The sequence below is a fragment of the Cupriavidus sp. KK10 genome, from assembly GCF_018223725.1.
GTDB classification, from domain to species: Bacteria; Pseudomonadota; Gammaproteobacteria; order Burkholderiales; family Burkholderiaceae; genus Cupriavidus; species Cupriavidus necator.
The window spans coordinates 4,882,606-4,909,162 of record NZ_CP073677.1 but is presented as its reverse complement, the minus strand read 5'-3'; the positions used below and the strand labels follow the sequence as shown (position 1 = coordinate 4,909,162).

The window sequence follows — 26,557 nt, the reverse complement described above, 5'->3', positions numbered from 1 at the left end:
AGTCAGGTGCTGTCGAATTCAACTATTCTGATTGGATCCTGGTTCCGGCGCTCACTGCCGCAGCGGCTCCGCTTCGGTATTTTGTGGCGCCAACGATTCCGTCTAGGAGGAACACAATGCGTGTCATAGTGATGGTGAAGGCCACGAGCGAATCAGAAAGCGGCAAGATGCCAAGCACGGAGTTGCTTGCGGCAATGGGCAAGTTCAATGAAGAGCTCGTCAAGGCAGGCGTCATGCTTGCGGGCGAGGGCTTGCACCCGAGCGCCAGGGGAAAGCGGGTGCGCTTTTCGGGCGACCAGCGGACTGTGACGGATGGGCCGTTTCCGCAAACCAACGAACTCGTTGCCGGATTCTGGTTGTGGCAGGTCGAGTCAATGGATGAGGCTGTCGAATGGGTCAGGCGCTGCCCCAACCCCATGGAAAGCGAGTCCGAAATCGAGATTCGCCCGCTGTTTGAGGTCGAGGACTTCGGTGCTGAATTCACGCCAGAACTGCGGGAGCAGGAAGAGCGGTTGCGCGCTGAAGTAGAAGCGCTTGCGAACAAGGCGCGCTGACGGGAGCCCCAAACGCACAGGGCAAGGTGCCTCGCGCTTGTCTGCGAGGCGGGGGCGGGAGGTGTCAGGAATTCTGTGTGCTGAGGTCGGTTAAATAAATCTCAGCGTAGGGCGTTGGTGAAGCGGTCACCGAAGAGAATGGCGAACTGGTTGGCCGCTTGTTTCCAGGTGATGGGCGGCATCTTCCAATCTTTCTCGATGTTGCGCAAGGCCAGGTAAAGCAGCTTGCTGGCCGCCTCGTCGCTGGGGAAGTGACCTCGGTTCTTGACGATCTTGCGCAACTGCATGTGCATGCTTTCAATGGCGTTGGTCGTGTAGATGATCCTGCGTACTTCCGGCGGGTAGACGAAGAACGGGATGACCTGTTCCCATTGGCGGCGCCACATGTCGGCCACCGTGGGGAATTTCCGGCCCCAATCGCTGGCGGCGAACGCCTGCAGCGCGCCGGCGGCGGCGTCGGCCGTGGCAGCCTGGTAAATCGGCTTGAGCGCGGTCGCCAGGCCCTTGCGATCCTTCCAGCTCGCCAGGTTGAGCGAGTTGCGGATCAGGTGGACGATGCAGGTCTGGATTTGCGCGCCCGGGTAGACGGCCTCGATGGCCTGGGGGAAGCCGCGCAGGCCATCGACCACGGCGATCAGGATGTCCTCCAGGCCGCGGTTCTTCAGTTCGTTGAAGACCTTGAGCCAGAACTTGGCGCCTTCGGTCTGCTCGATCCACAGGCCGAGGACTTCCTTGCGCCCATCGGCGCGGATGCCCAGCGCGAGGTACACCGCCTTGTTCCTGACGGTGCCTTCGTCGCGGATCTTCAGGCGCAGCGCGTCGAAGTAGACAATGGGGTACATCGCCTCCAGCGGGCGCTGCTGCCATTGTTCGACCTCGGCCAGCACTTCGTCGGTGATGGTGGAAATCAGGTCGGGCGAGACCTGCAGCCCATACAGTTCCTGCAAATGGCCCTGAATCTCACGCACGCTCATCCCGCGTGCATACATGCTGATTACGTGGTCGTCGAAGCCGGACAGCCGGCGTTGGTACTTGGCGACCAGTTGCGGCTCGAAGGTGGCTTGCCGGTCGCGCGGAATGTCCAGTTCCAGCTCGCCGTTGGGCGTGATGACGGTCTTTGCACTGCTGCCGTTGCGGTGATTGCCGCTCTTGCCTTGCTTGGCCTCGCTGGCCAGATGGTGCGTCAGTTCGGCGGCAAGCATACGCTCGGCCAACTGCTTCTTGAGCAGGCCGGCCAAGCCTGATTCACCGAGAATCGACTCGGCGTCCTTGTTCTGTACCTGAGCCAGCAGTTGATCGATCAACTCATCCGGAAACAGCTTCGGCGCGCTCGATTTCTTGCTCTTCTTGGTCATGCTTGTTGTTTCGGTCATAAGGGCGTTTCTTTCGATATCGTCTCATGACCTCAACACACAAGAAATCTGACAGGCTCCGGGGGCGGTATCCCACGCATTGCCGCGGCTTTCAGGCGCGCAGCAGTTCGCCAAAACTAGGTACGTCTCGTCCAGTTGCCGGCTGTCCTGGCCTTGACCAGCCATGGCTTCGAGGGCGCTCAGGAGAAGATCGGCGACGACATATTGTTCTTGCTCGCATGTCCGCCTGAACACGGCAAGGACATCGTCATTCAAATGGACCTTCCCATGGGAGGAAGGTCAAGCAACGTCGGCTGTTCTTCAGGGCAATTATGAATGCCTGCCTTCTGACGTACTCATCCGCGAACGGCATCGCCGACTGGACAGGCTAGTGGCACTACAGCTTACCGGCATGTAATGGCTGCGTAACGCCCCGGTGAGAGATAGCCTCATACCATTGATTCAAGAGGTCGATGCCTCGAAACTTCAATGGAGTGCACCATGAAAACCAACAAGTCCGTGGCTGTCGCGCTGGTTCTTTCGGCGTTGTCCATCTCCACAGCATGGAGCACCGATAAGTCGAAGACCAACGCCGGCGACGACGTGGCGCAGCATGTTCAGCGCCAGGCCGCAGAACCCGCCGCAGCTCCGGCAGCAGCGCAGGTAAGCGCAACGCGTGTCGGTTCGCAGGCCGCCCTTTTTGGCAGCCAGGTAGCTGCAGGAACAGCTTCCCGCACCGTGGCGGTGACCTCCGGCATGAAGTACGTCAACGTTGCGTCCAGCGAGACCGTGACGTTCAGGAGTGGCGAGCAGGAGGCAACGTGGAAGTTTGCCGAATCGATTCGCGGAACGAACGTAGACCTGGGGGTCCTCTTGCCGGGCGTGCCGGATGCTCAAGGTGTACGCGTCTATATCGACCGTAGTCATCTCTTCACCGGCGGCTGACCTCGCCCCTGAAGGCGACTTCTCGTTGGCGGCCAACTCATCCTGGACCCGAGCGCGTTGGCCTTTGAGAGCAGTCCAGCCACCGTGCCTCCTTGCCCTTGACCTTCCAACGATGGGAACCTCTAAGCTGGCGTCATCAGGCGTGACATGGACGTCCCATCTCGAATGGCCGTCATCTTCGCGTAAGGAGCGTGTCATGAAGGTAAAAGGCAAGCCGGATGACGCAGTGGATGCCCGGCCCAACAACTGAAGGAAGCCAGGATGAACAGGACAAGCAACGAACGCGATGCAACCGAGCCTGGCCGCCACAGCGCCGGTGCACATACCTCGGCTCAGGATCAGTCCGATCCTGGTCATCATCACGAGCATGCGCATCACCATGACCATGTTCATGAACAGGCTGGCACTGGCGCCGGGGCGGCGCAGCCAGCTGCCGAGGGAACAATCTATACCTGTCCCATGCACCCGGAGATCCGCCAGGATCATCCGGGCAACTGCCCCAAATGCGGCATGGCGCTGGAACCGTTGTTGCCGGAACTGGATGAAGGAGAGAACCCCGAGCTGGTGGATTTTCGTCACCGCTTCTGGTGGGCGCTACCGCTCACCGGTGTGGTGTTCGTACTGGCCATGTTCGGGCATCGCCTTGGCTGGATGCAGGTGTCGACCCAGAGCTGGGTAGAGCTTGCATTGGCGACGCCTGTGGTGCTGTGGGCGGGCTGGCCGTTCTTCGTGCGGTGTTTCCAGTCGATCGTCAACCGCAGTCCGAACATGTGGACGCTGATCGGAATCGGCACAGGTGCGGCCTATGTCTACAGCGTCATTGCGACCGTCATACCTGGCGTATTTCCGCAGGTGTTTGCCGAGCATGGCCGCATCGGTGTCTACTTCGAGGCAGCGGCGGTGATCATTTCCCTCACGCTGCTGGGTCAGTTGCTTGAACTAAAGGCCCGTTCCCAGACTTCCGCCGCCATCAAGTCGCTGCTGGGACTGGCGCCAAAGACGGCGAGGCGTATCGGCCCCGACGGAGCCGAAGAGGACGTGCCGCTCAGCCATGTCCACGTGGGCGACCTGCTGCGCGTGCGGCCCGGCGAGAAGGTGCCGGTCGATGGCGTGGTAACGGAAGGCTCCAGCGCGGTCGACGAATCGATGATAACCGGCGAGCCCATTCCGACCACCAAGCGCGTCGGCGACCGCGTCATCGGCGCCACGATGAACACGTCGGGCAGCCTCGTCATCCAATCCGAAAAGGTAGGCTCCCAGACCGTGCTGTCCCAGATAGTCCAGATGGTGGCGCAAGCGCAGCGATCGAAGGCGCCGATGCAGCGGATGGCGGACAAGGTTGCCGGCGTCTTCGTCCTCGGTGTCATCGGCATTGCGGTGCTGACTTTTGTCGCGTGGGGACTCTTCGGCCCCGAGCCGAGCTGGGTGTTCGGCCTGATCAATGCGGTCGCGGTGCTGATCATCGCATGTCCGTGCGCACTGGGTCTCGCCACGCCGATGTCCATCATGGTCGCAAGCGGGAAGGGCGCTTCCAACGGCGTGCTGTTCCGCGATGCCGCTGCAATCGAGAACCTGCGCACGGTCGATACCCTGATTATCGACAAGACCGGGACGCTCACCGAGGGTCGGCCGGTTTTTGAGCGCGCGATCGGCACCAATGGCTATGCCGAGGAGGACGTGCTGCGGTTAGCTGCCAGCCTGGATCAGGGCAGCGAACATCCTCTGGCTGCCGCGATTGTTGAAGCAGCCCGTGAGCGCGGCCTGCAGTTGGAAAAGCCGGAGGGCTTCGAGTCGAGTTCCGGGATCGGGGTAAGAGGCAAGCTGGGCGGCAGGAAGGTCGCGATCGGAAACACGGCGCTCATGCAAGCTGAAGGAATTCCCATTGATCGGCTCGTGGCGCAGGCTGATGCGCTGCGTGCGCAAGGCGCCAGCGTGATGTATCTCGCCGTCGAAGGCACGCTTGCTGGCCTGCTCGCCGTCTCGGATCCGGTCAAGGCCACCACGCCGGAGGCGCTGGCGCATCTCAGGGAAGAAGGTATCCGTGTCGTGATGGCGACCGGTGACGGGATTGCAACGGCAAAGGCGGTGGCCGGGAAACTCGGCATTGACGAGTTCCACGGCGAGGTGAAGCCGGCCGACAAGCTTGAACTTGTCAGTTCCCTGCAACAGGCAGGCGCGGTGGTGGCCATGGCGGGCGACGGTATCAATGATGCGCCGGCGCTGGCGAAGGCGGACGTTGGTATTGCCATGGGCACGGGCACTGATGTCGCGATGAACAGCGCTCAGGTCACGCTGGTCAAAGGGGATTTGCGCGGCATTGCCCGTGCCCGGAAACTCTCGCAAGCGACCATTCGGAACATGAAGCAGAACCTCGGTTTTGCGTTCATTTATAACGCCTTGGGCGTTCCGCTGGCGGCGGGCGTTCTGTATCCAATGACAGGCCTGCTGTTGTCGCCGATGATTGCGGCGCTGGCGATGAGCCTGAGTTCTGCCTCGGTCATTACCAATGCGTTGCGGCTCAGGAAGGCTGCTACATGAGCCGTGCCGTCAGCTCGGGGCGCCGCGATCCTGTTGCCTCGATCCCATTTCCGCTTCTCCCTCTTGGTGTATTCGGCGATCCGTTTCAAGCGTCCGGGGTGAGGTGCGCCCCACACGTGTCATGCACCGCAACATTTCCACGTAAATACATGTAACATAAGTGCCTTATAGTGCACGTTTATTGTCATGTTTTAAAGACTTTTTGGGTATATACCTAGGGATCAAATTAGAGGAAAGCCTCTAGGATTCGCACTCGGATGGTGCGCTGCAGGATTGGTGGCGCTGCCAATCCGCAAGCCATACGGTGGCGGATTCAATTTGCAGCACTCTTGCGCGAATCCGTTCGATCAATCCACAGGAGATTTCGCATGTCCCCTTTTATGCCCGAGCAATTTGCTGCAGTGCAAAAGTCCAGTCTGAACCAACTGTTCGCGCTGACGAACATGGCTTTTGACGGCTTCCAGAAGTTGACCGAGTTGAACCTGCAGGCAGTCAGGACGACGCTTGCCGAAGGCCAGGGCAATGTCGAAGCGGTGCTGGCCGGAAAGGACCTGCGTGACGTGTTCGCCGTGCAGAGCAATCTGGCCCAGCCCGCCGCGGAGAAGGCGGTTGCGTATGCACGCCACGTGTACGAAATCGCGTCGAACACGCAGGTGGAACTGACCAAGGCGGTCGAGGGCCAGTACGAACAGCACAACCGCAATGTGCAAGCCTTCGTCGACACCTTCGTGAAGAACGCGCCGGCCGGGTCTGAAGCGATCACCGCGCTGCTGCAATCGAGCGTAGCGGCCGCCAGCAGCACCTTTCAATCGTTCCAGGACGCCGCAAAGCAGACGGCTGAAGCCGCCAAGGCCAACTTTGCCAAGACCGCCGCAGCTGCGTCCGGCGCGGCCCAGCAGGCGGCGCCCCGCGCTTCGAAGCAGTAACGGCGTGCGGCCGGCCGTGCCGGCCAGGCCAGCGCGCTGAACAGAGATCGCAGGCTTGCAGGCCAGGGGCATCAGTTCTCCTGGTGTGAAGCACTGCGACGCCAATCTTCCCGCATCGGCATACAAGCCGGGACCGGAATCATCCGGCCCGGCTCGCCCTCGCTATTTTCGCGCCAGGGCAGTGGGAATATGGTCGGGATAGTCAGGGCAAACGCCCGTCCCGGCAAGGCAGGGGTCTTTCAACTTTACGAGAATGAAGCACGCAGCATGACGAAGAGAATTGCACTGGTAACAGGTGGTATGGGTGGGCTGGGAGAAGCCATCAGCATCAAGTTGCACGACGCAGGCCACACCGTGGTGGTGACGCACTCGCCGGGCAATGCGAACGCCCAGGACTGGCTTGCCGCGATGGCCGCCAGCGGCCGCGAGATGCGTGCCTACGAGGTGGATGTCTCCGACTACGATGCCTGCCAGGCTTGCGCTGCGCAGATCCTGGCTGACGTAGGTCGCGTAGATATCCTGGTGAACAACGCCGGCATTACCCGCGACATGGCCTTCAAGAAGATGGACAAGCCGAACTGGGATGCCGTGATGCGGACCAACCTCGACTCGGTGTTCAATCTCACCAAGCCGCTTTGCGAAGGCATGGTCGAACGCGGCTGGGGACGCATCATCAACATCTCGTCGGTCAACGCATCCAAGGGCGCCTTTGGCCAGACCAACTATGCAGCCGCCAAGGCCGGGATGCACGGCTTCACCAAGTCGCTGGCGCTGGAAGTGGCAAGAAAGGGCGTGACCGTCAACACCGTCTCTCCGGGCTACCTTGCCACCAAGATGGTCAACGCCGTGCCCAAGGAAATCATGGAGACCAAGATCCTGCCGCAGATTCCGGTCGGCCGCGTCGGCAAGCCGGAAGAAGTCGCCGCACTGGTTGCCTACCTTTGCTCGGAGGATGCGGCCTACGTGACCGGGTCCAATATCGCCATCAACGGCGGGCAGCACATGCAGTAAGGGCGCTGGGCCAGGCGCCGCCAGGTGAATGCGCGGCGGGGCCCTCGCCCTCGGTAACTGAGGCTCAGGCCTCAGTTACGTCTTCTCCGGCATGGCCGACGAGTGATGGCTTGTAATGAGCCATTGCTTGCCGTCCCAGTGATAGGTGTAGGTAAAGCGGGCCTTCACCACGGCGCCCGTTCGTGCGAAGGTGAAGGTGTAGAGCCCGGAATCCACCGCGGAATTGCATCCCAGCTCAATGGTGCGGAAGTCGATCTTCCCGGACGGACCGTTTTGCAGGAAGTGATGGAAATAGTCCTCTTTCTCCGCGACGGTCAAGCGAGGCTTGTTGGATACCGTCGGAAGAAGAATGGACCGTTCCGCATAGTTGGCCACCACCTTGTGTGGATCGCCTGTCTGCAGTGACCGATTCCATCGATCAAACAACGCCGCAATCTCCTGCTCCGACGTCATCTTGCAGCTTTCTGTGCGCGACGCCTGCGCCGTGCCTGGCGCGCCCTGGTTCATGGCGCATCCCGAAAGCACGAACGCCAGGGCAGCAATGCGAAGTAGCTTCATGGCCGGGTTCCTCAGGTTAGGGGGTTGAGAGCCAGGGGGACACTGCCTGAAGTATGGTATATCCCGCAAGCGTTACCTACCCGGCCTGCTTGCGGAATGCCCAGCGCCCGGCCAGTACCGTGAAACTTGCCACTAGCGCCACCAGTACCCAAAAGCCGTGCGGGTGTCCGGCCAGCGGAATGCCGCCCACATTCATGCCGAAGAAGCCGGCCACGATATTGATCGGAAGCGCCAGCACAGTCACCAGCGTCAGCGTGAACAGCGTGCGGTTGGTTTGCTCGTTGAGCTTGGCGGCAATTTCTTCCTGCAACAGCTTGATGCGTTCGACCAGCGCGGCCAGGTCGTTGAGTACCAGCGAGAATTCTTCGGTCGATTCACGCAACTCCTGCAAGTCCGATTCATGCAGCCAGGCCGGCGGCCGGTTCAACAGCCGGAACAGGGCGCCGGGCTCGGGCGCCAGCAGCCGTTGCAGCCGCACCAGCCCGCGCCGCATCGAACCCAGGTCGGCGCGGTTGCCGTGCAGGCGCTGCGACAGCAACTGGTCCTCGATCTGGTCGACGTTCACACCGGTCTCGCGCACGATCTGCACCAGCACGTCGGCCTGGTCACGCAACAGGTGCACCACAAGGTCCAGTGGCGAGCGGAATGCCTCTCCGCGCCGCACCGCCTCGCGCAGCCGGTCCACGGAACGCAGCGGCCTGGCGCGGGCCGTCACCAGCAAGCGGTGGTCGGCGTGGGCCCAGAGCGTGGAGATATCCGTCGACGTGACGCCGAAGTTGTAGATCACGTCGTTGACCACGGCCAGCAGGGCGGCGTCCAGGCGCTCGATCCGCGTCGAGCGCGAACCCTGCCGCAGGGCCTCGAAGAATTCGTCCGGCAGGGCCAGCTGGCCCTTCATCCAGCGTTCGCATGCGCTGTGCGACAGGTTGAAGTGTAGCCACAGGAAGGGGCGATGGTGCGCGGCGTCCGGCGGTACTGACGGCATCTGCTGCAGCCATGCCGCTGCGGCGCGGGAATCAATCTCGCGCACCGGTCCGCCGGGTTCGAACAGAAAACCGCTGACCAGACCGACCGGGTCCGAGCCATAGCCGGCCTCGACAATGCCCGCTTGCATGCAAACGCCCTCCACATCAAATGTGCCTCGCGCGACGTTAGCACGGCACGATGATGGTTGGGGCCGCTACAAGGCAGCTGGACGCCTACCACCCCAGGCGATAGTCCCTGGTCGGATGCAGCCACCACTTTCCGTTCCCGGGCAGTTCCAGGACCTGGTGGTGGAATTTCAGCAGAGTGGGGCGGTGGCTGACGCTGACAAGCGTCGCCTGCAGGTCGGCCAGCAACTGGTACATGCTTTCCTCATTGCGGATATCCAGGGCACTGGTCGCTTCGTCCAGCATGACATAGCGCGGTTTTGAGAGCAGTACGCGAGCGATGGTCAGCCGCTGTTGCTCGCCAAGAGACAGGACTTTCCCCCAGTCCACTTCCGTGTCCAGGCCGCCAAACCGGCCAGCGATGTCCTTCAGGTTGACCATCTCCAGCAACTTCAGAAGCTCCTCGTCCGGGATCCGCTGGCCAATGTGGTTCGGGTACAGCAGCTGGCTGCGCAGGCTGCCGACCACCATGTAAGGATGCTGCGGCAGGAATAGCATTTCCTGCGGCATTGGCCGCACGATGCATCCCGTGCCGTTGTTCCACAATCCGGCGATCGCGCGCATCAGGGAACTCTTGCCGCCGCCGCTGGCGCCGACGATGAGCAGGCCCTCTCCCGGGTTGACCGACAGGGTCAGGTCGGTGACCAGCGTTCGCTCTTGATTCGGCGTGCGCAAGGTGACATGTTCCAGCGCCAGGCGGGAGTCATGGATGGACTCGATCGTGGTGGCCGGCTTCACGGAGGCTGCTGCCGTCCCGGTCAGCGCGATGGAGAATGTGTCCAGTCGATCCAGCCCCGCCACGAACCGGCTCAGGTCTTCAAAGTTGTCAACGATCACGGTCAGCGCGTTCAGTATGGCGGCAAACGCGCCGGCCGCCTGGATGGCGCTGCCTACTTCAAGCTCGCCGGAAAGCACGCGTGAAGCGACGATGGCGCTGGGCAGCAGGATGGTCAGGAAGCCATAGGCATACTGGAACATGTTCAGGCTCAGCTGCCACTTGATGAGGCGGTCGAAGTTCTGGAAGGCCTTACCGAAACGGCCGCTCACATGGGTTGATTCCAGCGCTTCGCCGCGATAGAACGCGATGGACTCGGCGTTCTCACGCACCCGGATCAGGCTGAAGCGGAAATCCGCCTCCCGCCTTAGCTGGAAGAAGTTCAGGCCGATCAGGACGCGGCCGAAGAAGAAGATGGAGATGAATGTGCCGGCGATGGCATAGATGACAAGAAAGTAGACCAGCTCCCTGGAGATCGACCACAGGACGGCGCTGAATGCAATGAGCTGCAGCAGCGCGCCGATGCCGATCGAAAGGAAAAACAGGGATTGCCGCGTGAAGGTATTGATGTCCTCCGCGATGCGCTGGTCCGGGTTGTCGATCGCGGCATCTGAATTGAGCTTGTAGTAGACCCGGCTTTTGAAATACCGTTCCAGATAGTGACTGGTCAGCCAGCGCCTCCAGAGCAGGCCAAGCTTATTCCTCAGGTAGTAATAAACAGCGTAGATGGGAACTGCCACCATCAGGATATAAAGACACTTCGTGATCGAGGCCCAGAAGCGATCCGCGTCTTGCGCCGCCAGGGCCGAAGTGAATTCACCGGTCTGCTTGACGATCAGTACCTCGGTCTGGGTCTGGCCCAACAGCAGCAGGATCAGCAGGACCAGCAAGCCCGAGGCTTTCCATTTTTCCCGCGAGAACCAGTAAGGTTTTGCAATGGCCCAGTATCGGGTCCACACGTGCCGGGTGGAAGTGACGGGGCGTTTCCCTGGGGCCGAAGTGGTGCCGGTGACTCGCGACTCAGGAACGGCGCTCATATCCCATCTCCCAGCACTAACCGGATTGCATACTCGCCACATGGCCCCGCCACGGGACACGCGGGAGAACGGCAGAAGACTATGAAATGAAATATAGGCTAGCAGAATCGATGCCTGGCTGATTCGTGCTCCCTGGCCGGGCTCAGGGACTGACCCTGGACAAGCGAGTGGAGATCCGACTTGACGCAGGCCGGGAACCTGATTCCAATCCGGAAGTGACCCTTCCGCTATGACAGCCCCCGCATGGACCGCTTCGACTCGCTGCAACTCTTTACCCGGATCGTGGAACTGGGTTCCTTCACCGGCGCCGCCAGCGCGTTGGACATGCCACGGGCCACCGCGACGCACGCCATCAAGGAACTTGAGGCCCGCATCGGCGCGCGTCTGCTGGAGCGCACCACGCGCCAGGTGCGCCCCACGCTGGACGGCCAGGCCTTCTATGAGCGCAGCAAGCGCGTGCTGCAGGACCTGGAAGACGCCGAGACCTCGCTCAGCACGCAGGTGGCCAACCCGCGCGGCACGCTGCGGCTGGACCTGCATGGCACCCACGCCACCATGATCATCCTGCCGCGCATCGGCGAGTTCCGGGAGCGCTATCCGCATATCGACCTGATCGTCAGCAGCGGCGACCGGCTGGTCGACCTGGTCGGGGAGGGCATCGATTGCGTGGTGCGTGCCGGCCGGCCGCGCGATTCCTCGCTGGTGGCCCGGCGTCTTGCGGATATGCCGGAGGTGCTGTGCGCCAGCCCCGGATACCTGGCCGCGCACGGCGCGCCGCAACACCCGTCGGAACTGGCGCAACACATCGGCGTGGGGTTCTTCTCGCGCAACCATGACTACCGTTATCCCTTCACGCTGACCGTCGATGGCGAGGTGCAGGAGTTCAAGGCGCGCGGCTGGATCTCGGTGAGCGATGCCGAGTGCTATACCAGCTCGGCCCTGGCCGGCTGCGGCCTGATCCAAGTGCCGCGCTTCCGCGTGGCAGAGCACCTGCGCGCAGGACGGCTGGTGCCCGTGCTTGAGGCCTGGCCCTGCCCGGACTTGCCGGTGTCAGCGCTGTATCCGTTCCACCGGCAGCTGGCGCCGCGGGTGCGAGTGTTTGTCGATTGGGTGGCGGGGTTGTACGTGGAGCGGTTCGGGCCGCTCCGGGGGGCGGCCTGAGCCAATTCGCGCCCGAATCTGCCGCCACGCCTGAGGCATTCGCCGCGCAGATCGGGGCCGATCATGCGCGTTGGGGGCAGTTCATCAAGGATGTCGGATTCAAGATCGATGGATAAGGGCGAGACGGTGCGTCGGCGTGTGCGCAGGTGCATCCGCGTGGGTGGCGAGAGGCGGATTCTTGTCCATACTGAACTTTGACTAGCGGGCTGTCGCTGCCCGCCGGGATCAATTGCCCAAGGAGAAGAATCGTGTTCAAGCACATTTTGCTGGCTACCGATGGCTCAGAACTTTCAAGAATGGCAATGGACGCGGCCATTGGCTTTGTCAAAGCCGGTGGCGCCAGGCTGACGGCCTATACGTGCATGGAAGAGTATCCCTACGTGGCGTCAGGCGATTCCGGCCATCCCAGGCGCAAGGCCTTCGAGGAGCAGGAGGCCGCGCATGCAACCGCCAGGCTGGAAGAGGTTGTTGCTGCAGCCAAGGCCGCGGGAGTCACATGCGAAACGGATATGACGACCTCGGTACCCTACAAGGGCATCATCGATGCCGCCGCGAGGCACGGGTGTGACGTGATCTTCATGGCGTCGCACGGCCGCAGGGGCTTGGAGGGCCTGCTGGTCGGCAGTGAAACCCAGAAAGTTCTCACCCATTGCCGGGTCCCTGTCCTCGTCTACCGCTAATGAGGGGATTGCGCGGTGCCCGGCTACGGGCGCCGGCTTGCAGTCCGAACCTACCTCAGGGAGGAATCTGCCATGTCGGAAATCGAACAGCAAAAGGTCGTCGGCGTGCTCAATCGAATACTCGAAGCTGAGCTCGCCGGTGTTGTGCGCTACACGCACTATTCATTCCTGATATTCGGCTTCGGCCGCATTCCCATCGTGTCGTGGCTGCGTGAGCAGGCGAATGAGTCGCTGCTGCACGCGCACCAGGCCGGCGAATGGATCACGACCCTCGGCGCCTATCCCTCGCTTGGCATCGGCGGACTTCTGGACAGCCACACGACCGATATCGGCGCGATCCTGCGTGAATCGCTTGCGACGGAGATGCAGGCCCTGGATCTGTACCGTGAACTGCTAAGCCTGGTCGAAGGGCGCTCCGTCGCCCTGGAAGAGTATGCGCGGCAGTTGATCCAGTTGGAGGAACTGCACGCGGGAGATGTGGAGAAAATGCTGCGCAAGCCCGGCCTTGCGGCGGCGGTGCAGCCTCGGCAGGGTTGAGCAGTACACCAGGCGGTATCACCGCACCGGCCATCCACCTCCATCGCGCACCGCGCCGACCGACCCCGTCGCCAGCGCCAATGTCGCCGCAGCGGCGAGCGCCCCGTTATAGGCGTCGGCAGACGCATTGCGCGCCAGCAGCAACTGGTTCTGCGCCAGATTGGCTTCGGTGACAGGCCCCACGCCCTTGCTATACGCGGCGAAGGCAGCGTCATAGGTGGTCTGCGCGGCCTCGGCCAGTGCCCTGGCCGCATCGTAGGCGGCCAGGCTCGATTCGAGCGCGCTCTGGCTGACCACGATCTGGCGCACGGACTCTTCCTTGGCGCGCGTCAGCCTGGCCGACGCGCTGTCGGCGTCGTTGCGCGCCTGTGCCAGCACCGCGGAGCGCACCCCGCCGTCGTAGATCGGTACGGTCACGCCCAGGAACACGCTGGCGCCGTAGCGGTAGCCGTTCAGGTTGACCGTGGGCGGCTGCTGGCCGACCGGCGGAATCGCGGTGATTGCCGAGCCGCCGGACGCGTACGACGTGAATGCAGACATGAACACCTTGGGCATGAAGCCGGCCTCTGCCGCCCTGACCTTGGCCTGGCTGGCGCGTTCGATGGCATAGGCCGCCAGCACGTCTGGCCGGCTTGCAATCGCACGTTCAACGATCTGCTCGATCGAGCTGCGCATGGCCGGCGACAGGAGCCGCACCGGCATCTCGGCTATTTGGGGCCTGGAAAGCGGGGAGATGCCGATGGCCGTGACCAGTGCCAGGTAGGCATCGGTTTCGGCCCCTTGCGCCTGCACCGTGGCGAGATTGGTCTGCGCTCGATTCTGCGTGGCCTGGGCGACTTCCACCACGGTGCCGATGCCGCGCTGGTAGCGCGCCTTGGCGGCGGCAAGCACGGCATCGGCGTTGTGCATCGCCTGCTGCACGGTGGTCGCGCGCGAACGCGCGGCCTGGTAGCGATAGAACGCCGTGCTGACTTCGTGAATGATCTTCTGGTGCGCCGCGGTAAAGCCGATGTTCGCGGCAATCGATGCCTGTTCAGTGGCATCGACAATGCCCGCGCGCTCGCCGAAATCGAACAACAGCCACTGCAGCGACAGCACCGAGACCGCGCCATGCGTCGACGCGTTTGCGCCCAGCGTGCCCAGCGCCGTGGACGAAGCGCTGTGTCCGTTCTGGTAGCCGCCCATCGCCGCCGCGGAGATGTACGGCAGGTAGCTGCTCCTGGCGATGCCGGCGGCCAGTGCGGCATTGCGCGCGTCGTTCCAGGCAATCCGGGTCAGCGGGTTGGTGGATTCTGCCAGGTCGATCAGCTCGGGCAGCGTGTAAGCGTGCGTGGTATCGAGTTCGGCTGGCGGGGGCACGGATGCCAGCGCGTTGTTGGCCGGCAGCGTGTAGTCGGATGGCCGGGTTGCCGGTGCCGGCTTGCTGGCCGCGCCCGGCACGATCTCGCCGGACGCGGTGGTCTCGGGCTGCCATGGCCGGTCGGAGGCCGGCGGGGCCAGGTCGAGCGACGCGGTGGCACATCCGGCCAGCGTCACGGCGGCGACCAGTGTCAGCGGGATCGCCAGCGAATCAGGTTTGCGCATGAATGGAAGTTGGAGAGGTCGCAGCCGGTGCCTCGGCGGGCGAATCCGCCAGGCGCCGGTCGACCAAGGTCAGCAGGGCGTGACGGACCTTGTCGGCTTGTGCATCGTGGGTGCCGTTGGCAGCTTGCGCAGTTGGTGCTACAGCGTCGGTAGCCTGCGGCGTGTGCAATCGCCGTGCAATTTCCGGGTCGCCGGGAAAGCGCTCCGCGAGTAGGAACAGGGGCCCCGCAATCGCATCGAGCGCGGCCAGGCGCCGGCGCCGGTCTTCGATCCAGTCCCGCCCCGGGCTGACCGATGCGGGTTCATAGTTGGCCAGGATCAGGTCCTGCGTGATCTCGCCGTGCCGTGCCATGGCGGCCGCGGCATGGCTGCGTCGGGCATCGGGCCGGCGCGCCTCGGTCAGTTGGTGCCATTGCGTGACCAGTGCCGCCAGTGCCGCCTCGATGCGGCTGGCAATACTGACTGGCCAGATCCGCGTGAAGACCAGGTACACAACCAGATTGCCCAGCACCACGCCAATCACCCGGTCGCGCGCAATGGTCAGGTCAAAGCCCGGTCCGGAACCCTGGATGACGCACAGGTAGTACGCAAACGCCACCTGGAAGCCTGCGTAGGCAATGCGCGGCGAGCCCTGCGCCACCCATGCCGATATCCACGTGCCGGCAAACACCAGCAGCATCAGCCCGCCCACCGAGGTGAGTGATGGCACCACGTAGACAATGGCTGCCGTGCCGATCACCGCGCCGACCAGGCAGCCGGCCAGCCGCAGCGTCAGCTTTTCCACGGTTTCCGCCGCGGTGCCAAGCGACACCAGGTAGCAGGTGATAAAGCAGGTATGAATGCCGGGCCAGTTCAGCTGCTGATACAGCAAGTAGCAGAACATTGCCGCGCCGGTGGTCTTGAGGGCGTAGCGGACATGGGCCGGATTCGAGAACGCGTCGGCATCGAGGAAGCCGCCATGTGCCTGGTCGGCTTGCTCCTGCGGCGCGGGGTCGCCTGGCTCCGCGTAGCGGTTGATGGCGCCGACCAGTTCCGCGGCAACCGCTTCCTGCACGGGCGACAGCCCTGCAAGACCGGGCACGCTCAGCCCGATTTCCACCGGATAGCCGCCGGCATCGAGCATGCGCGCCATGTCGTCGAGCGTAGTGGCGATGGGCACGGCAACGGCTGCCGGCAGTTGCGCCCCGGGCTGCCGGCGTGCGACATCTGCCGCCAGCAGAATCGCCATGGTCGACGACGCGGCCTGCCGCAGTGCCAGCAGATCCTGCGCGTCGATGCTGCCTTCGATCTTCGCCAGCTTCAGCCAGCCTGCGACAGGCTGGACGCCATCGCGCAAAGCCTCGTGCAGCGCCTCTGGGTCACCATCGGGAGCCTGCAGGCTGTGTGCAGCAAGCTGCAGGCAATGGGCCAGGCGGTCGGTCGCCAGCCGGCGCGGCGCCGGGCCCAGCACCAGGTTGACCACCACATTGACGCCGAGGGGAATCGCCACCATCAGCCAGGCATAGAGCAGGGCACGCGTAGCGATTTCGCCAGACGGCACCAGCCCGAGTTCGTCGAGCCCAAAGCCGATGATCATCGCCACGATGGCGCCGACCGGCCGCAGCTTGCTGGCCGAGGCCAGGAACAGTACTGCCGCCGACACCACCGCCATGCACGCCACGCGGCGCAGCGGGTCGTCGACGCTGAAATCGGCGAGCCATATCACCAGGCCGATGATCATGCTGACCAGCACCAGCGCGGCCACGCTCATGACGATGCTGGAGGTACGGTCGGCCCGGTTGATGAAGAAAATCACATAAGCGGAGATGGCCGCCTCAGGGGTGCCGTAGATACTGGTCACCAGTACCGTCAGGGTGCAGGCCACCGTGATGCGCGTGGCAGCTGCCGCACGGCCGGGGAGCGGCGCCAGCAGGGCCCGGATATCCGCCAGGCCCAGGCGCAACTTGTCAGCTGCAGGCTGCGCCATGCCGGATCTCGACGGTTGCGCTCGCGCCCACCCTGGCCAGCGCTTCCGGCGGATCTGCCAGCTTGATGCGCACCGGGAAGCGTTTGGCCACGCGTACCCAGTTCACGGATGGCTGGACATAGGGCAGGGAGCGCGGCAGGTTCACGCGGTCGGTATCGGTGATGCCGACACCGATGCCTTCCACCTTCCCGCGGATGGCCTGGCGCCGGTCGATCATCGAATAGACCGTGGCACAGTCGCCGACATTGATATCAGCCAGGTAAGTCTCGCGGAAGTTCGCCACCGCGAACCATTCCCCGGTATGCACCAGCAGGAACAGCGACTGGTTGGGGAGCACGACCTCGCCGGACAGCACCGTCAGCCCGCTCACGCGGCCGGCATGCGGGGCGCGCACCACGGTGTCGTCAAGCGCACGCCGCGCAATCGCCAGTGCCGCCTCGCGCGCATGCACGGTGGCGATGGCGCCGGCTTCATCACCGACCGCCTGTGCCGTGGCGGCGCGCTGCACGTTGGCCTGCTTCAAAGTCACCGCGGCGTCGCGCTGCGCCACCTGCGCCTGGTCCAGCTGCTGCCTGGGCACGTAGCCGTCCGCAGCCAGCGGGCGCAACCGTTCCACCGTGCGCGCCGTGAGCGCGTAGTTCTGCTCGGCCCGTGCGATCTGGTCTGACGCCACCGCCGCCGTGGCCTGCTCGGTGGCAATCGTGCGCCGCCGCGTGCCAAGGGTTGCCTGCGCCAGCTCCAGGTCGGCACGGGCCTGGGCCACGGCCAGCTGATACGGCACCGGATCGATCTCGAACAGGACATCGCCCTTGGCCACCAGCTGGTTCTCCGCCACATGGATGCGTGCAATCCGGCCGCCTACCGGCGACGCAACGTGGACCAGGTCGGCATCGAGCGAGGCATCGTCCGATGCCGGGAAGCGAAGCGTGCGATGGTAGGCGTAGAAGGACAGCAGGGCGGCCAGCAGGACGATGACCAGGGCGATCAGTTTGCCGCGCAGCGGGCTTTTGCGGAGGCCGGCCATTTTCATAGGATGTGTCCCGTACCCAGTAGCCAGACGATTTCAGCAATCATGACGCCGATCGCCGTATTGACCAGAAGCTGGTAGCGGACCGTTTCCGCCCAGCCCGTCATGATGAAGATCCGATAGGACACGACCGCGCCGGCAATGCCAAGCACGGTGCTCAGGAGCCAGAGCGGGAAATAGGCACCGAACAGGCTGAAGGACGGCGCGCCGGCGCAACCGTAGAGCGATGCCGCCAGCGCGGCGGGCAAAAGCGTGCGTGCCATATAGGTTGGACCAGGATCGATCCACGCAATATAGCAGCGCGGATTCGGGCTTGTCCAAGGCGCGGGCAGCGTGGGCGCGCCGGTTGTCGCGTCGGCGATCCAGGATGATCGCGAACGCAGGCGCGCGGCTATGGCAAATGCTTGCCGGGGAGCGTGGGTGCAGCTCCGCGCGCGTTGATCGGGCGTGCGCTACGCGGGTCGGCGGCTTGCCTGCCTGGCTTTGCCGTATTGAACCTGCGCCCGGTGGGCATGCCGCGATTGCTGTCGGTGCCGTGCGTCGGACCGGCGAACGCGCCGATCCTGACTTCCTCGCCCATTCCCCCCACGACATGCTGCGCAAAGGCGGCCCCCGAGGCGGTAGTCAGCATGGCCATTGCCATCAGGGGGTACGCGTGGATCTTCTTCATATGTGGCTGTTTTCCGTGTGGTGGGCCCGGGCGGGCAAGGTTCAGGCAGCGGAGGGTAATTCAACCGGATGTCCGTGTATGTAAGCTATTGTTAGCGACGCCGGCAGTCGGGTAGGGATGCATGATTGGCGCGAGTTGTTCCAACAATCAAGGAATGGATAAAAGTGCTGCATGGTGCGCACTTGATGCCGTCCGGAGCCATCCCCGATCAGGGGGGGCTGGCCCATTTTCCTGCCCGGTGCGGTGTCAGACGTGCCCGAGGAACTGCCACCAAAGCGGGCCGATCACCAGCCAGACGAACATGTAGATAAGGCTCATCAGAAAGCCAGCCTTCCACCATTCCCCCTGGGTGACGTAGCCCGCGCCGAACATGACCGGTCCGGAGCCGATGCCATATTGGGTCAGGCAACCGTTGACATTGCTCAGGACGCCCAGGGCGACCGCCGCGGTGAAAGGCGGGATGCCGGCCGCGACCATCAGCGCCATGGACAGGGGGAAGAGCGCGCTGATATGTGCCGTGGCGCTGGCGAAGAAGTAGTGAATGTAGCAATAGATCGCCGCCACCAGCATATAGACGGCCAGCCTGTGGAAGCCCTCGAGGTGCGCCCCGAACTCCTTGCCGAACCAGGAGACCATGCCGTACTCATTGAGCTTGGAGGCCAGCATGATCAGCAGACCGATCCAGATCATGGTGTCCCAGGCGGACTTCTCGTTCAGGGCATCGTCCCAGGTCAGCACGCCGGTGATGAACAGCAGCGAGACGCCGAGAGCCGCCGCCAGCGTTGCGCCGATGGCCAGGTCCTCACCGAAAATCCAGAGCACCAGCAAGCCAAGGAAAATTGCCGCCATGATAATTTCCTTGGCGGAGATGGGGCCCAGGGCGACGAGTTCCCGTTGGGCCAGGGCCGTTGCATCGGGTGTCTGGCGGATCTGCGGCTGGACAATCCACAGCATGGCGACCGGAATGATGGCCAGGCACACCAGGCCGGGAACCGATGCGGCCACCGCCCAGTCGAGCCAGCTGATCGAGACGCCCTGATCCGCGGCCAGCCTGACCGCAAGGGGATTGCCAGCCATCGCCGTGATGAACATGCCTGCGGTAATGATGTTCGCGTGGAAGGCGCAGAGGATCAGATAGCTTCCCACCTTGCCGCGGGAATCCGGGTCATCGGCATGGCTGCCGAGGACTTCCGCTATCGCCTTGGTAATCGGCAGCATCACCCCGCCGGCGCGGGCGGTGATGCTTGGCATGGCGGGCGAGATCATGAGTTCGGTCAGGGCCAGCCCATAACCAAGTCCCACGGTTCGCTTGCCCAGCAGGCGCATGAACAGCAGGGCAATGCGGCGCCCCAGCCCGGTCTTGATGACGCCTCGGGAAATGAAGAAGGCGAGCATCACCAGCCAGACCAGGTCGGTGCCCGTGGATTTGGTGACGTCGGCAAAGGACACGACACCAGCAAGCACGCCTGCCGTGGCGCCGATGATGGCGACGGCGGCCATGGGCAGGGGGGCGGTCATGATGCCGGCGATGGTGGCGACAAATACCGCGAACATGTGCCACGCCTTCACCTCCAGGCCGGCCGGCGCCGGCAGGAACCAGAGGACGATGCCGATTCCCACCGGGACTAGAAATCTCCAGAGATCTTTGAGATGCCCAGCGGGGGCCGCTGGTTTCGCGGCCGGGGAGCTTGCAGGCGGTGGAGCCTTGGCGGGCGATACATCCATGATCAGCCTCCTGGCGGCGGCGTGGTTCGGTACTCCGGAGCGTGCGCGATGTCCCTACCGGTCCTGCAGCACGCTGTCGGTCGCCTCCTTGACGATGCGCGCGCTGCGCCGCAGGCTCTCGCGCTCGGTGGGGTTGAGTTCCGGGTAAGCCAGCAACTGCGCTCCGCCGCCATTGACCACCATCGGCAGCGACACGCACACCTCTGGCACGCCTTCGACTTCGGGATGTACGATGCCAACCGTGAGAATCAGGTCGGCGTTATGCACGATGGCCTGGCAGATTCGCCCGATCGCACTGGCGATGCCATAGTGGGTGGCGCCCTTGCCTTCCTTGATGAGCTTGGCCGCCTCGTGCACGGAGCGCAGGATCAGATCGCGGCTGGCTGGCCCCAGCTCCTTGCCGGTCCTGGACAGGAAGGTTTCGAGGGGCATGCCGCAGACCGTTGCACCCGACCATGCGATGACCGCGGATTCGCCGTGTTCGCCGACAACGTAGGCGTGAATCCCCGGCGCCACGACGCCCAGCCGCTCGGACAGAAGCGATCGCAGCCGTCCTGTGTCGAGAGAGGTGCCTGTGCTGATGACGCGCTCCCGCGCGCAGCGCAGGCGGTCAAAAACGACGCCAGCCAACACATCGCAGGGGTTGGTCGCGATGACGTAGATGGCATCCGGCGCCAGGGGCGCAATGCGATCCACGATTTCCGCCGCGATGCCCGCATTGGTCTTGGCCAGGTCCAGGCGAGTCTGCCCCGGCTTCACGCCGACGCCGGCAGTGATGACGACGACGTCCGCGTCGCGCGCGTTCTCGTAGTCGCCCGCATAGAAACGATTGTTTCCCCAGAATGCGGCGGAGTGGGCGAGGTCCAGCGCCTGCCCTTCGGCCCGGATTCGGGCAACATCGATGATGACCACCTCCGCGCTCGGGATGGCCACGGCCGCAAACAGGGCCGCCGAGCCGCCAACCAGTCCTGCGCCGACCACGACAATCTTGGGTTGATGCATTGGCATGCCTCCCACGTGCCTGGATAGTCGTATACCTGAATTAGGGCCCAGTCCGTGAGTGCCAACGCAAATGTGGAGTGACGGGCGCGGGGCAGGCGAATAACCGTTCGTATGCTATGGTTTATAGATCTTTTCGGTAGAAGCGCCAGCGTTGTGCCGACGCCGCCGAACGACGGTATGCCACAGACGGGGCTCGAGGAGTAAGTCATGCATCCCAGCAAGCTAATCGTGGCGGCGGTACTTGCCGCGGCAACTCTTCCGGTGCTGGCACAGCCCGAGACTCGCGTGGACACGGTGTCGGGCGTGGGGGCTACCAAGACCACCGGCACGGTCAAGGCGACCGCCACGGTGGTGGCCATCGATGCCGCCACGCGCACCATTTCGCTCAAGAACAAGCAGGGCAAGGTCACGGACGTACAGGTCGGCGAGGACGTGCGCAACTTCGAGCAGCTCCGCGTGGGCGACATGGTCACGGTCGAGTACACGCAGGCCTTGTCAGTGACCCTCGCCAGGCAGAGTGGCATGCGCTCCAGCACCGAACGCGAGACCGCCGACCGGGCCGCTCCTGGCGCCAAGCCCGGCGGCATGGTCGGGCGCGAGGTGACGGTGACTGCCGACGTGGTGGCCGTCAACGCCAAGACCGGCATGGTGACGCTCAAAGGGCCAAGAGGCAAGACGGTGGACGTGCATGTCGAGGATCCGAAGCAACTGAAGGCGGTTCGACGCGGTGACCAGGTGCAGGCCGTCTACACCGAAGCCCTTGCCATTTCCGTCACGCCCAAGCATGCCCGCTGAGTAAGGCGGCGCCGGGTGGGAGCATGCCGATGGGTTTTCTGGGGTGGTTGCGCCGGCGCAAAGCGCAAGTCCACGCGCACGACAGGCAAGAGATTGCCGAGCTGACCGAGCGCGTGACCCGGATCTATCCGCGCTTGCGTCTGGTATCACGCTACCAGCAGCGGCTTCGGCCTGCGCTCGAGCAAGCGCAGGACTACGTGCGCGAACTGGTCCAGGGTCTTCCCGCGCCGCGGGAGGCCAGCATGCAGGCATGGGGTGACGATCCCTATATTCACGCCTTCTTCGGCACGCCGCGTGACGTGCAGCTGGCCTTCAGCCGTTCTCCTGATCTGCGAGCGTTCTTCGAACAGTCGCCCGATACGCCGCAGGCGTTTGCAGTGCTGGGGATGGCGATGACCGAGCGGCGCACGCTCGGGGTTGCGCTGGAAGGCGATGTCATGCGCACGGAAGTGCCGCAAACCACCGTCAGTTTCGGCGATCATAAGGTCAGGATCATCGCTCGCAGCGAGGCCGCGCTGCGCGAGGAAATTGTGCGGCGCATGTTCGATCAGTTCAGCATGGAGGGTCTCGCCCGTTTCGCTGCCGGCAAGTCACGCCGCGACGTTCTCGCGCGCGAGCAGGCGCTGCTGGTGGCGCGCCTGCGCCTGCTCCAGCAGCAAGGCACCGGCATGCGTTCGGTGCTCGGCGGCGATGCCGACGCAAGTCCCGGCGAGCAGGCCAACCTGAGCGGGCAGATTGCCGCGAACGAGCAGGAACTTGCGCAGCTCGGCCCCGAAACCGGGGCGCTTGACCGTCAACTGGAATGTCTGGCTGAGGTCCTGGCGGACGCACGCTCCTGCTTTTCCATCGAGCAAAGACATTTGCGGCTTAGTGCCATGAACGTGCTGCTCGCGACGGACAGCGCGGGGCCGGCATACGACATCGACCTGCTCACTGCCCACGTCCCGGGCGATCCGCCGCTGGTGCGATCCGTCGAACTGGTGCGTTTCGCGCGTGGCGACATGCTGTCGCCCACCGCCCTGATCGAGGAGGCGGAGCGCCTGCTGTGAAAGCGCGGCGGCGACGAGCAGGCGCGGAGTTGTCTGGCCGCGTCCGGCTTTTGCCCGCACTACGCCGTTCTTATCCAGGCACGAACGCGCAAATGCATCCTTGTGTGCACTTTTCCCCACCGAATTGGTGCACACAGCCAGGTGTGGCTTGACGCACAGGCAAACGCATTCGAAGCTTCAGGGCCATAGTTTGCAGCGATTCGCACGCATCGCGCAGACAGTCTCCCCTGGAGGGTCGTATGCGATTGCCAAGAGCTCTTCCGCTGCATCAGTACCTGTGGGTGCTGTTTGGCTCGCTGGTCTTTCTTGTCGGCGCCTTGTCGTGCGGCATCAACTACCTGATGACGAAGGCAGCGTTGGAGGCTGCCACTGCCGACACTACACGCAGGATCAGCCAGCAGATGCTTGATGAGGTCGACGAGTTGCTGGCGCCCGCGCAAATCGCCGTCAAGCTGGTCAGCCATAGCTCTCTTGCGGAGGCCCGGACCCTTCAAGCCCGCATGGCGCGACTCGGCCTGGTGCGCGATGCACTGGAGAACGCACCTGCGCTGCAGTCGCTCTACATAGGCTATGCGGACGGCGCGTTTTTCTATGTTCGATCCTTGCGCCAGGACTCGGACCGGGCCATTTTCAAGGCGCCAGCCACGGCCGCCTATGCCGTTCGCAGTGTCGAACGCAGCGGTACGGCGCCCACCGGGCAGACCAGTTTCTTTGATGCCGATCTGGCTCACCTCTCGACAGTTGACGACACGGACTTTGCGCGCCGGTTCGACCCCAGGGCGCGCGCATGGTACCAGGCCGCCATGGCTTCTGAGGCGCTGGTGCGAACGGATCCGTACCTCTTTTTCTCGGACCGGGAAGCCGGCAGCACCTTTGCCTCACGTACACCCGAGCGCAGAGCCGTAGTGGGGGGCGATTTCCGGCTGGACTTCCTTGGGCAGATGCTGGCAAGGAAGAAGGCCACTGCGAGCACGATGCTGGCGCTGCTTGATAGCCGTGGCAAAGTGCTGGGCATAGACAGCAGGCTGCCCGAATCTTCAACGGCGCCCGACGTCGCCCAGGCCGATCTTCACGCGGCTGCGGGCGCGTATGGCATTCCGATACTCACCGCGCTGGCATCGGCCATGTCATCCAGCGGGGGCGCCCCCAGGCGCGAGACGTTGTCCGTGGACGGGGTAACCTGGTACACGACGACAGACCCGATTCCCGCTCCGAAAGGCAAGCCGCTTTTCCTGTTGTCTGCCGTACCCGAGGACGAACTGCTGGCGGATGCAAGATACCAGGCGTGGATAGGAATAGCCGTCACGGTTGGCATCGTCCTGCTTTGCATGCCATTGCTCTGGTTGGTGTCGCGCCGCATTGCCAGGCCGTTGGACGTCTTGTCAGAAGGGCTGGAAGGGATTCGCCATTTCGACTTTCATCATCCATTGTCGGTACAGACCCAAATCAGGGAGGTCAATGCGCTCAGCAGCGCCACCGAACAAATGAGACAGACCATCAGGCGCTTTCTCATCATCGTGCAGGCCATCGCTGCCGAAGGGCGCCTCGAGCAGCTATTGCCTGTACTGCTGAAAAAGACGCTGAACGAGGCTGAAGGAAAGGCCGGTATCTTCTATCTGGCTGATGGCGATGATCTCGCAGTGGTTGCCGCGCAGGATTGCTACGGCAATGACATGACACCGGGTCTGTCGCGGCTATCGCTTGGCCAGGCCTTGCCGCTGATCCGCACCGCTGCCAGTGAAGGCAGCCCGCAAAGCGGCTGCCTGACGAAGGACGAACTCCAGTCCGCTGCATTGGGGGCGTTGTCCCTGGGCGAAGTGAATCACGCCGTCGCGATGCCGCTGGTCAATCGGCAACACGAGCTTCAGGGACTCATCCTCGTGCTGCGCGAGACGCCGATGGAAGCCGCCCAGCTTGCCTTCGTGAGCACATTGGCCAGTCTCTACGCCGGGGCGATTGAGGTTCGGGAGCTCACCAATGCCCAGCGCGAGCTGTTCAACGCGTTCATCCGCTTGCTGGCGGATGCGATTGATGCAAAAAGCCCGCACACCGGTGGCCATTGCTCCCGGGTGCCAGAGCTGGCCAGGATGCTGGCTCAGGCGGCATGCGATGCCAGGGAAGGTCCCTTTCAGTCGTTTTCCATGAGCGAGGCGCAGTGGGAAGCCTTGCACGTTGCAGCATGGCTGCATGATTGTGGAAAGGTGACGACCCCCGAGTACATCATCGACAAGGCAACGAAGCTGGAAACGCTGTACGACAGGCTCCACGAGGTGCGCATGCGCTTTGAAGTCCTGAAGCGCGAAGCCGAGATCCGCTGCCTGCGCGGTATCGCCGCGGGGGAGGACGCCGCTGACGCCATCTCGAGGCGAGACACGACGCTGCAGGAACTGGATGACGACTTCGCCTTCGTCGCCGAATGCAACCAGGGTGGTGAATCCATGGATGCAGGCCGCAAAGAACGGCTGCGCCGGATTGCCGCACGCACCTGGACCCGAACGCTGGACGACCGCATCGGCCTGTCCCCGGACGAGCGCGCGCGCAAAGCCGGCATACCCGCTGCGGCACTGCCCGCGCAAGAGCCGCTGTTGGCGGACAAACCGGAACACCTGGTGCCGCGGAGCGTGCACGATACGATTGCCGCTGGCAATCCGTGGGGATTCAAGCGGAACACGCCAGCCTATCTGTACCACCGGGGCGAACTGCACAACCTGATGGTGGGACGGGGTACGCTCTGCGAAGAAGAGCGCTTCAAGATCGAAGACCACATCGTCCAGACGCAGATCATGCTGTCGCGTTTGCCGTTCCCCAAGCATTTGCGCCAGGTGCCGGAGATTGCCGGCAGCCATCACGAGAAGATGGATGGAACCGGATACCCGCGCCAGCTGCGTCAAGAGGATATGAGTCCGCTCGCCAGAATGCTGGCGGTCGCGGATATCTTTGAAGCGCTGACTGCGGCGGATCGACCGTACAAGAAAGCCAAGACGCTGTCCGAGTCGGTCCATATCATGTCAGTGGCCGCGGCACAGCACCATATCGATCCCGAACTGTTCCAGCTGTTCCTGGCATCCGGTGTCTATAAGCAGTATGCGCAACGGTTCATGCACGCTGACCAGATCGACGAGGTTGACATTGCACGATACGGTGTGCGAAGCACGACGCGCGGGAGCGCTGAAACATGACTGATCTGCTTGAGCGATGCCACTCCGCTCCCTGCAATAAAAATCCCCCGAGGCTGTGCCTCGGGGGAGTTGCTGGTTTATGGCCGAGGAGGCTGAGTGCCGGACACGTATTTTTTCAGGGGACTTTTTTCTGTAATTCCTTACATGCTGTCGCCAACGAGTCGATCGCGGTTGGTGATTCATGCGCCATCGGTGAACGCGTCGCGTCTATCCGTGACTTTCGCCCCATCTGAATAGACGTCAAATTTTGTGGTCTTCCCCCCATCGGAATATGGGTCTCGCGGCCCCATCGTGCTGGCGCCGTCAGTGTAGACATCCCGCGCCCCGATGCCGGC

At 63.4% G+C, this 26,557-nt stretch carries 22 protein-coding genes; 11 read left to right on the top strand and 11 right to left on the bottom strand.

The window, feature by feature from the left end; genetic code table 11:
* Positions 1-116: 116 nt before the first annotated feature.
* The gene (locus KB879_RS22850; RefSeq protein ID WP_211979818.1) at positions 117-554 is read left to right on the top strand and encodes a YciI family protein; all 438 of its coding nucleotides are present in this window, start codon (positions 117-119) and stop codon (positions 552-554) included.
* 101 nt (positions 555-655) lie between these two features.
* Here the strand turns inward: KB879_RS22850 and KB879_RS22845 are convergent, their stop codons facing one another.
* Positions 656-1,909 (bottom strand): IS256 family transposase, encoded by a 1,254-nt coding sequence (locus tag KB879_RS22845; RefSeq protein ID WP_211982273.1) that lies wholly within the window; start codon positions 1,907-1,909, stop codon positions 656-658.
* Between the two features lie 498 nt (positions 1,910-2,407).
* Here KB879_RS22845 and KB879_RS40225 point away from each other — a divergent pair, with 498 nt between their 5' ends.
* The 4 genes from KB879_RS40225 to phbB all read left to right on the top strand — a co-directional run bounded on the left by KB879_RS40225 (position 2,408) and on the right by phbB (position 7,326).
* Entirely contained in the window at positions 2,408-2,851 is a 444-nt protein-coding gene (locus KB879_RS40225) for a CzcE family metal-binding protein (protein ID WP_211979817.1), read from the top strand.
* 459 nt (positions 2,852-3,310) lie between these two features.
* Positions 3,311-5,389: a copper-translocating P-type ATPase gene (locus KB879_RS22835; RefSeq protein ID WP_211982271.1), complete on the top strand. Its 2,079-nt coding sequence runs from the start codon at positions 3,311-3,313 to the stop codon at positions 5,387-5,389.
* Positions 5,390-5,757: 368 nt separating this feature from the next.
* Positions 5,758-6,315 carry a TIGR01841 family phasin PhaP3 gene (gene phaP3, locus KB879_RS22830; RefSeq protein WP_013957051.1) on the top strand — a complete coding sequence of 186 codons (558 nt, stop codon included), beginning with the start codon at positions 5,758-5,760 and terminating at the stop codon, positions 6,313-6,315.
* Between the two features lie 267 nt (positions 6,316-6,582).
* Entirely contained in the window at positions 6,583-7,326 is a 744-nt protein-coding gene (gene phbB / locus KB879_RS22825; RefSeq protein WP_013957050.1) for an acetoacetyl-CoA reductase, read from the top strand.
* Between the two features lie 75 nt (positions 7,327-7,401).
* Here phbB and KB879_RS22820 read toward each other — a convergent pair whose 3' ends face one another.
* From KB879_RS22820 to KB879_RS22810, 3 genes are all read right to left on the bottom strand, one after another.
* Positions 7,402-7,884, bottom strand: a complete 483-nt coding sequence (locus KB879_RS22820) for a DUF4440 domain-containing protein (RefSeq protein WP_041227965.1) — start codon at positions 7,882-7,884, stop codon at positions 7,402-7,404.
* 76 nt (positions 7,885-7,960) lie between these two features.
* A complete protein-coding gene (locus KB879_RS22815; protein WP_211979816.1) occupies positions 7,961-8,998 on the bottom strand; it encodes a transporter in 1,038 nt (345 codons plus the stop codon).
* Between the two features lie 85 nt (positions 8,999-9,083).
* Positions 9,084-10,847 (bottom strand): ABC transporter ATP-binding protein/permease, encoded by a 1,764-nt coding sequence (locus KB879_RS22810; RefSeq protein WP_211979815.1) that lies wholly within the window; start codon positions 10,845-10,847, stop codon positions 9,084-9,086.
* A 243-nt stretch (positions 10,848-11,090) separates the two neighbouring features.
* Here KB879_RS22810 and KB879_RS22805 point away from each other — a divergent pair, with 243 nt between their 5' ends.
* The 3 genes from KB879_RS22805 (at position 11,091) to KB879_RS22795 (ending at position 13,225) form a co-directional block, all read left to right on the top strand.
* Complete coding sequence (locus KB879_RS22805; protein WP_211979814.1) at positions 11,091-12,008, top strand: LysR family transcriptional regulator; 918 nt, start codon at positions 11,091-11,093, stop codon at positions 12,006-12,008.
* 248 nt (positions 12,009-12,256) lie between these two features.
* Entirely contained in the window at positions 12,257-12,688 is a 432-nt protein-coding gene (locus KB879_RS22800) for a universal stress protein (RefSeq protein WP_211979813.1), read from the top strand.
* Positions 12,689-12,760: 72 nt separating this feature from the next.
* The gene (locus KB879_RS22795; RefSeq protein ID WP_153954635.1) at positions 12,761-13,225 is read left to right on the top strand and encodes a bacterioferritin; all 465 of its coding nucleotides are present in this window, start codon (positions 12,761-12,763) and stop codon (positions 13,223-13,225) included.
* Between the two features lie 18 nt (positions 13,226-13,243).
* On the opposite strand, the gene KB879_RS22790 is transcribed toward KB879_RS22795, so the two are convergent.
* The 7 genes from KB879_RS22790 to KB879_RS22760 form a co-directional block, all read right to left on the bottom strand.
* Positions 13,244-14,809, bottom strand: coding sequence for a TolC family protein (locus tag KB879_RS22790; RefSeq protein ID WP_211979812.1), 1,566 nt, complete (start codon positions 14,807-14,809; stop codon positions 13,244-13,246).
* Positions 14,796-16,775 (bottom strand): FUSC family protein, encoded by a 1,980-nt coding sequence (locus tag KB879_RS22785; RefSeq protein ID WP_211979811.1) that lies wholly within the window; start codon positions 16,773-16,775, stop codon positions 14,796-14,798. The genes KB879_RS22790 and KB879_RS22785 overlap by 14 nt, the downstream gene beginning before the upstream one ends.
* The gene (gene mdtN, locus KB879_RS22780; protein ID WP_211979810.1) at positions 16,756-17,805 is read right to left on the bottom strand and encodes a multidrug transporter subunit MdtN; all 1,050 of its coding nucleotides are present in this window, start codon (positions 17,803-17,805) and stop codon (positions 16,756-16,758) included. Before mdtN ends, KB879_RS22785 begins: the two co-directional genes overlap by 20 nt.
* Positions 17,802-18,065 (bottom strand): hypothetical protein, encoded by a 264-nt coding sequence (locus KB879_RS22775; RefSeq protein WP_211979809.1) that lies wholly within the window; start codon positions 18,063-18,065, stop codon positions 17,802-17,804. The genes mdtN and KB879_RS22775 overlap by 4 nt, the downstream gene beginning before the upstream one ends.
* Positions 18,066-18,193: 128 nt before the next feature.
* Positions 18,194-18,472: a hypothetical protein gene (locus KB879_RS22770; protein ID WP_013957039.1), complete on the bottom strand. Its 279-nt coding sequence runs from the start codon at positions 18,470-18,472 to the stop codon at positions 18,194-18,196.
* 246 nt (positions 18,473-18,718) lie between these two features.
* Entirely contained in the window at positions 18,719-20,197 is a 1,479-nt protein-coding gene (locus KB879_RS22765) for a DASS family sodium-coupled anion symporter (protein ID WP_211979808.1), read from the bottom strand.
* Between the two features lie 54 nt (positions 20,198-20,251).
* Positions 20,252-21,199, bottom strand: coding sequence for a lactate dehydrogenase (locus KB879_RS22760; protein WP_153954629.1), 948 nt, complete (start codon positions 21,197-21,199; stop codon positions 20,252-20,254).
* Positions 21,200-21,406: 207 nt separating this feature from the next.
* On the opposite strand from KB879_RS22760, the gene KB879_RS22755 reads away from it, so the two are divergent.
* The 3 genes from KB879_RS22755 to KB879_RS22745 all read left to right on the top strand — a co-directional run bounded on the left by KB879_RS22755 (position 21,407) and on the right by KB879_RS22745 (position 26,222).
* The gene (locus KB879_RS22755; RefSeq protein WP_153954628.1) at positions 21,407-21,994 is read left to right on the top strand and encodes a hypothetical protein; all 588 of its coding nucleotides are present in this window, start codon (positions 21,407-21,409) and stop codon (positions 21,992-21,994) included.
* 29 nt (positions 21,995-22,023) lie between these two features.
* Positions 22,024-23,043 carry a hypothetical protein gene (locus tag KB879_RS22750; protein WP_041227960.1) on the top strand — a complete coding sequence of 340 codons (1,020 nt, stop codon included), beginning with the start codon at positions 22,024-22,026 and terminating at the stop codon, positions 23,041-23,043.
* A 239-nt stretch (positions 23,044-23,282) separates the two neighbouring features.
* Complete coding sequence (locus KB879_RS22745) at positions 23,283-26,222, top strand: HD domain-containing phosphohydrolase (protein ID WP_211979807.1); 2,940 nt, start codon at positions 23,283-23,285, stop codon at positions 26,220-26,222.
* Positions 26,223-26,557 lie beyond the last annotated feature (335 nt).

What these genes read in the sequence shown, in the direction of transcription:
- KB879_RS22850 (WP_211979818.1), top strand. Translation starts at nt 117, where the DNA reads ATGCGTGTCATAGTGATGGTGAAGGCCACGAGCGAATCAGAAAGCGGC.
- KB879_RS22845 (WP_211982273.1), bottom strand. Translation starts at nt 1,909, where the DNA reads ATGACCAAGAAGAGCAAGAAATCGAGCGCGCCGAAGCTGTTTCCGGAT.
- KB879_RS40225 (WP_211979817.1), top strand. Translation starts at nt 2,408, where the DNA reads ATGAAAACCAACAAGTCCGTGGCTGTCGCGCTGGTTCTTTCGGCGTTG.
- KB879_RS22835 (WP_211982271.1), top strand. Translation starts at nt 3,311, where the DNA reads ATGCACCCGGAGATCCGCCAGGATCATCCGGGCAACTGCCCCAAATGC.
- phaP3 (WP_013957051.1), top strand. Translation starts at nt 5,758, where the DNA reads ATGTCCCCTTTTATGCCCGAGCAATTTGCTGCAGTGCAAAAGTCCAGT.
- phbB (WP_013957050.1), top strand. Translation starts at nt 6,583, where the DNA reads ATGACGAAGAGAATTGCACTGGTAACAGGTGGTATGGGTGGGCTGGGA.
- KB879_RS22820 (WP_041227965.1), bottom strand. Translation starts at nt 7,884, where the DNA reads ATGAAGCTACTTCGCATTGCTGCCCTGGCGTTCGTGCTTTCGGGATGC.
- KB879_RS22815 (WP_211979816.1), bottom strand. Translation starts at nt 8,998, where the DNA reads ATGCAAGCGGGCATTGTCGAGGCCGGCTATGGCTCGGACCCGGTCGGT.
- KB879_RS22810 (WP_211979815.1), bottom strand. Translation starts at nt 10,847, where the DNA reads ATGAGCGCCGTTCCTGAGTCGCGAGTCACCGGCACCACTTCGGCCCCA.
- KB879_RS22805 (WP_211979814.1), top strand. Translation starts at nt 11,091, where the DNA reads ATGGACCGCTTCGACTCGCTGCAACTCTTTACCCGGATCGTGGAACTG.
- KB879_RS22795 (WP_153954635.1), top strand. Translation starts at nt 12,761, where the DNA reads ATGTCGGAAATCGAACAGCAAAAGGTCGTCGGCGTGCTCAATCGAATA.
- KB879_RS22790 (WP_211979812.1), bottom strand. Translation starts at nt 14,809, where the DNA reads ATGCGCAAACCTGATTCGCTGGCGATCCCGCTGACACTGGTCGCCGCC.
- KB879_RS22785 (WP_211979811.1), bottom strand. Translation starts at nt 16,775, where the DNA reads ATGGCGCAGCCTGCAGCTGACAAGTTGCGCCTGGGCCTGGCGGATATC.
- mdtN (WP_211979810.1), bottom strand. Translation starts at nt 17,805, where the DNA reads ATGAAAATGGCCGGCCTCCGCAAAAGCCCGCTGCGCGGCAAACTGATC.
- KB879_RS22775 (WP_211979809.1), bottom strand. Translation starts at nt 18,065, where the DNA reads ATGGCACGCACGCTTTTGCCCGCCGCGCTGGCGGCATCGCTCTACGGT.
- KB879_RS22770 (WP_013957039.1), bottom strand. Translation starts at nt 18,472, where the DNA reads ATGAAGAAGATCCACGCGTACCCCCTGATGGCAATGGCCATGCTGACT.
- KB879_RS22765 (WP_211979808.1), bottom strand. Translation starts at nt 20,197, where the DNA reads ATGGATGTATCGCCCGCCAAGGCTCCACCGCCTGCAAGCTCCCCGGCC.
- KB879_RS22760 (WP_153954629.1), bottom strand. Translation starts at nt 21,199, where the DNA reads ATGCATCAACCCAAGATTGTCGTGGTCGGCGCAGGACTGGTTGGCGGC.
- KB879_RS22755 (WP_153954628.1), top strand. Translation starts at nt 21,407, where the DNA reads ATGCATCCCAGCAAGCTAATCGTGGCGGCGGTACTTGCCGCGGCAACT.
- KB879_RS22750 (WP_041227960.1), top strand. Translation starts at nt 22,024, where the DNA reads ATGGGTTTTCTGGGGTGGTTGCGCCGGCGCAAAGCGCAAGTCCACGCG.
- KB879_RS22745 (WP_211979807.1), top strand. Translation starts at nt 23,283, where the DNA reads ATGCGATTGCCAAGAGCTCTTCCGCTGCATCAGTACCTGTGGGTGCTG.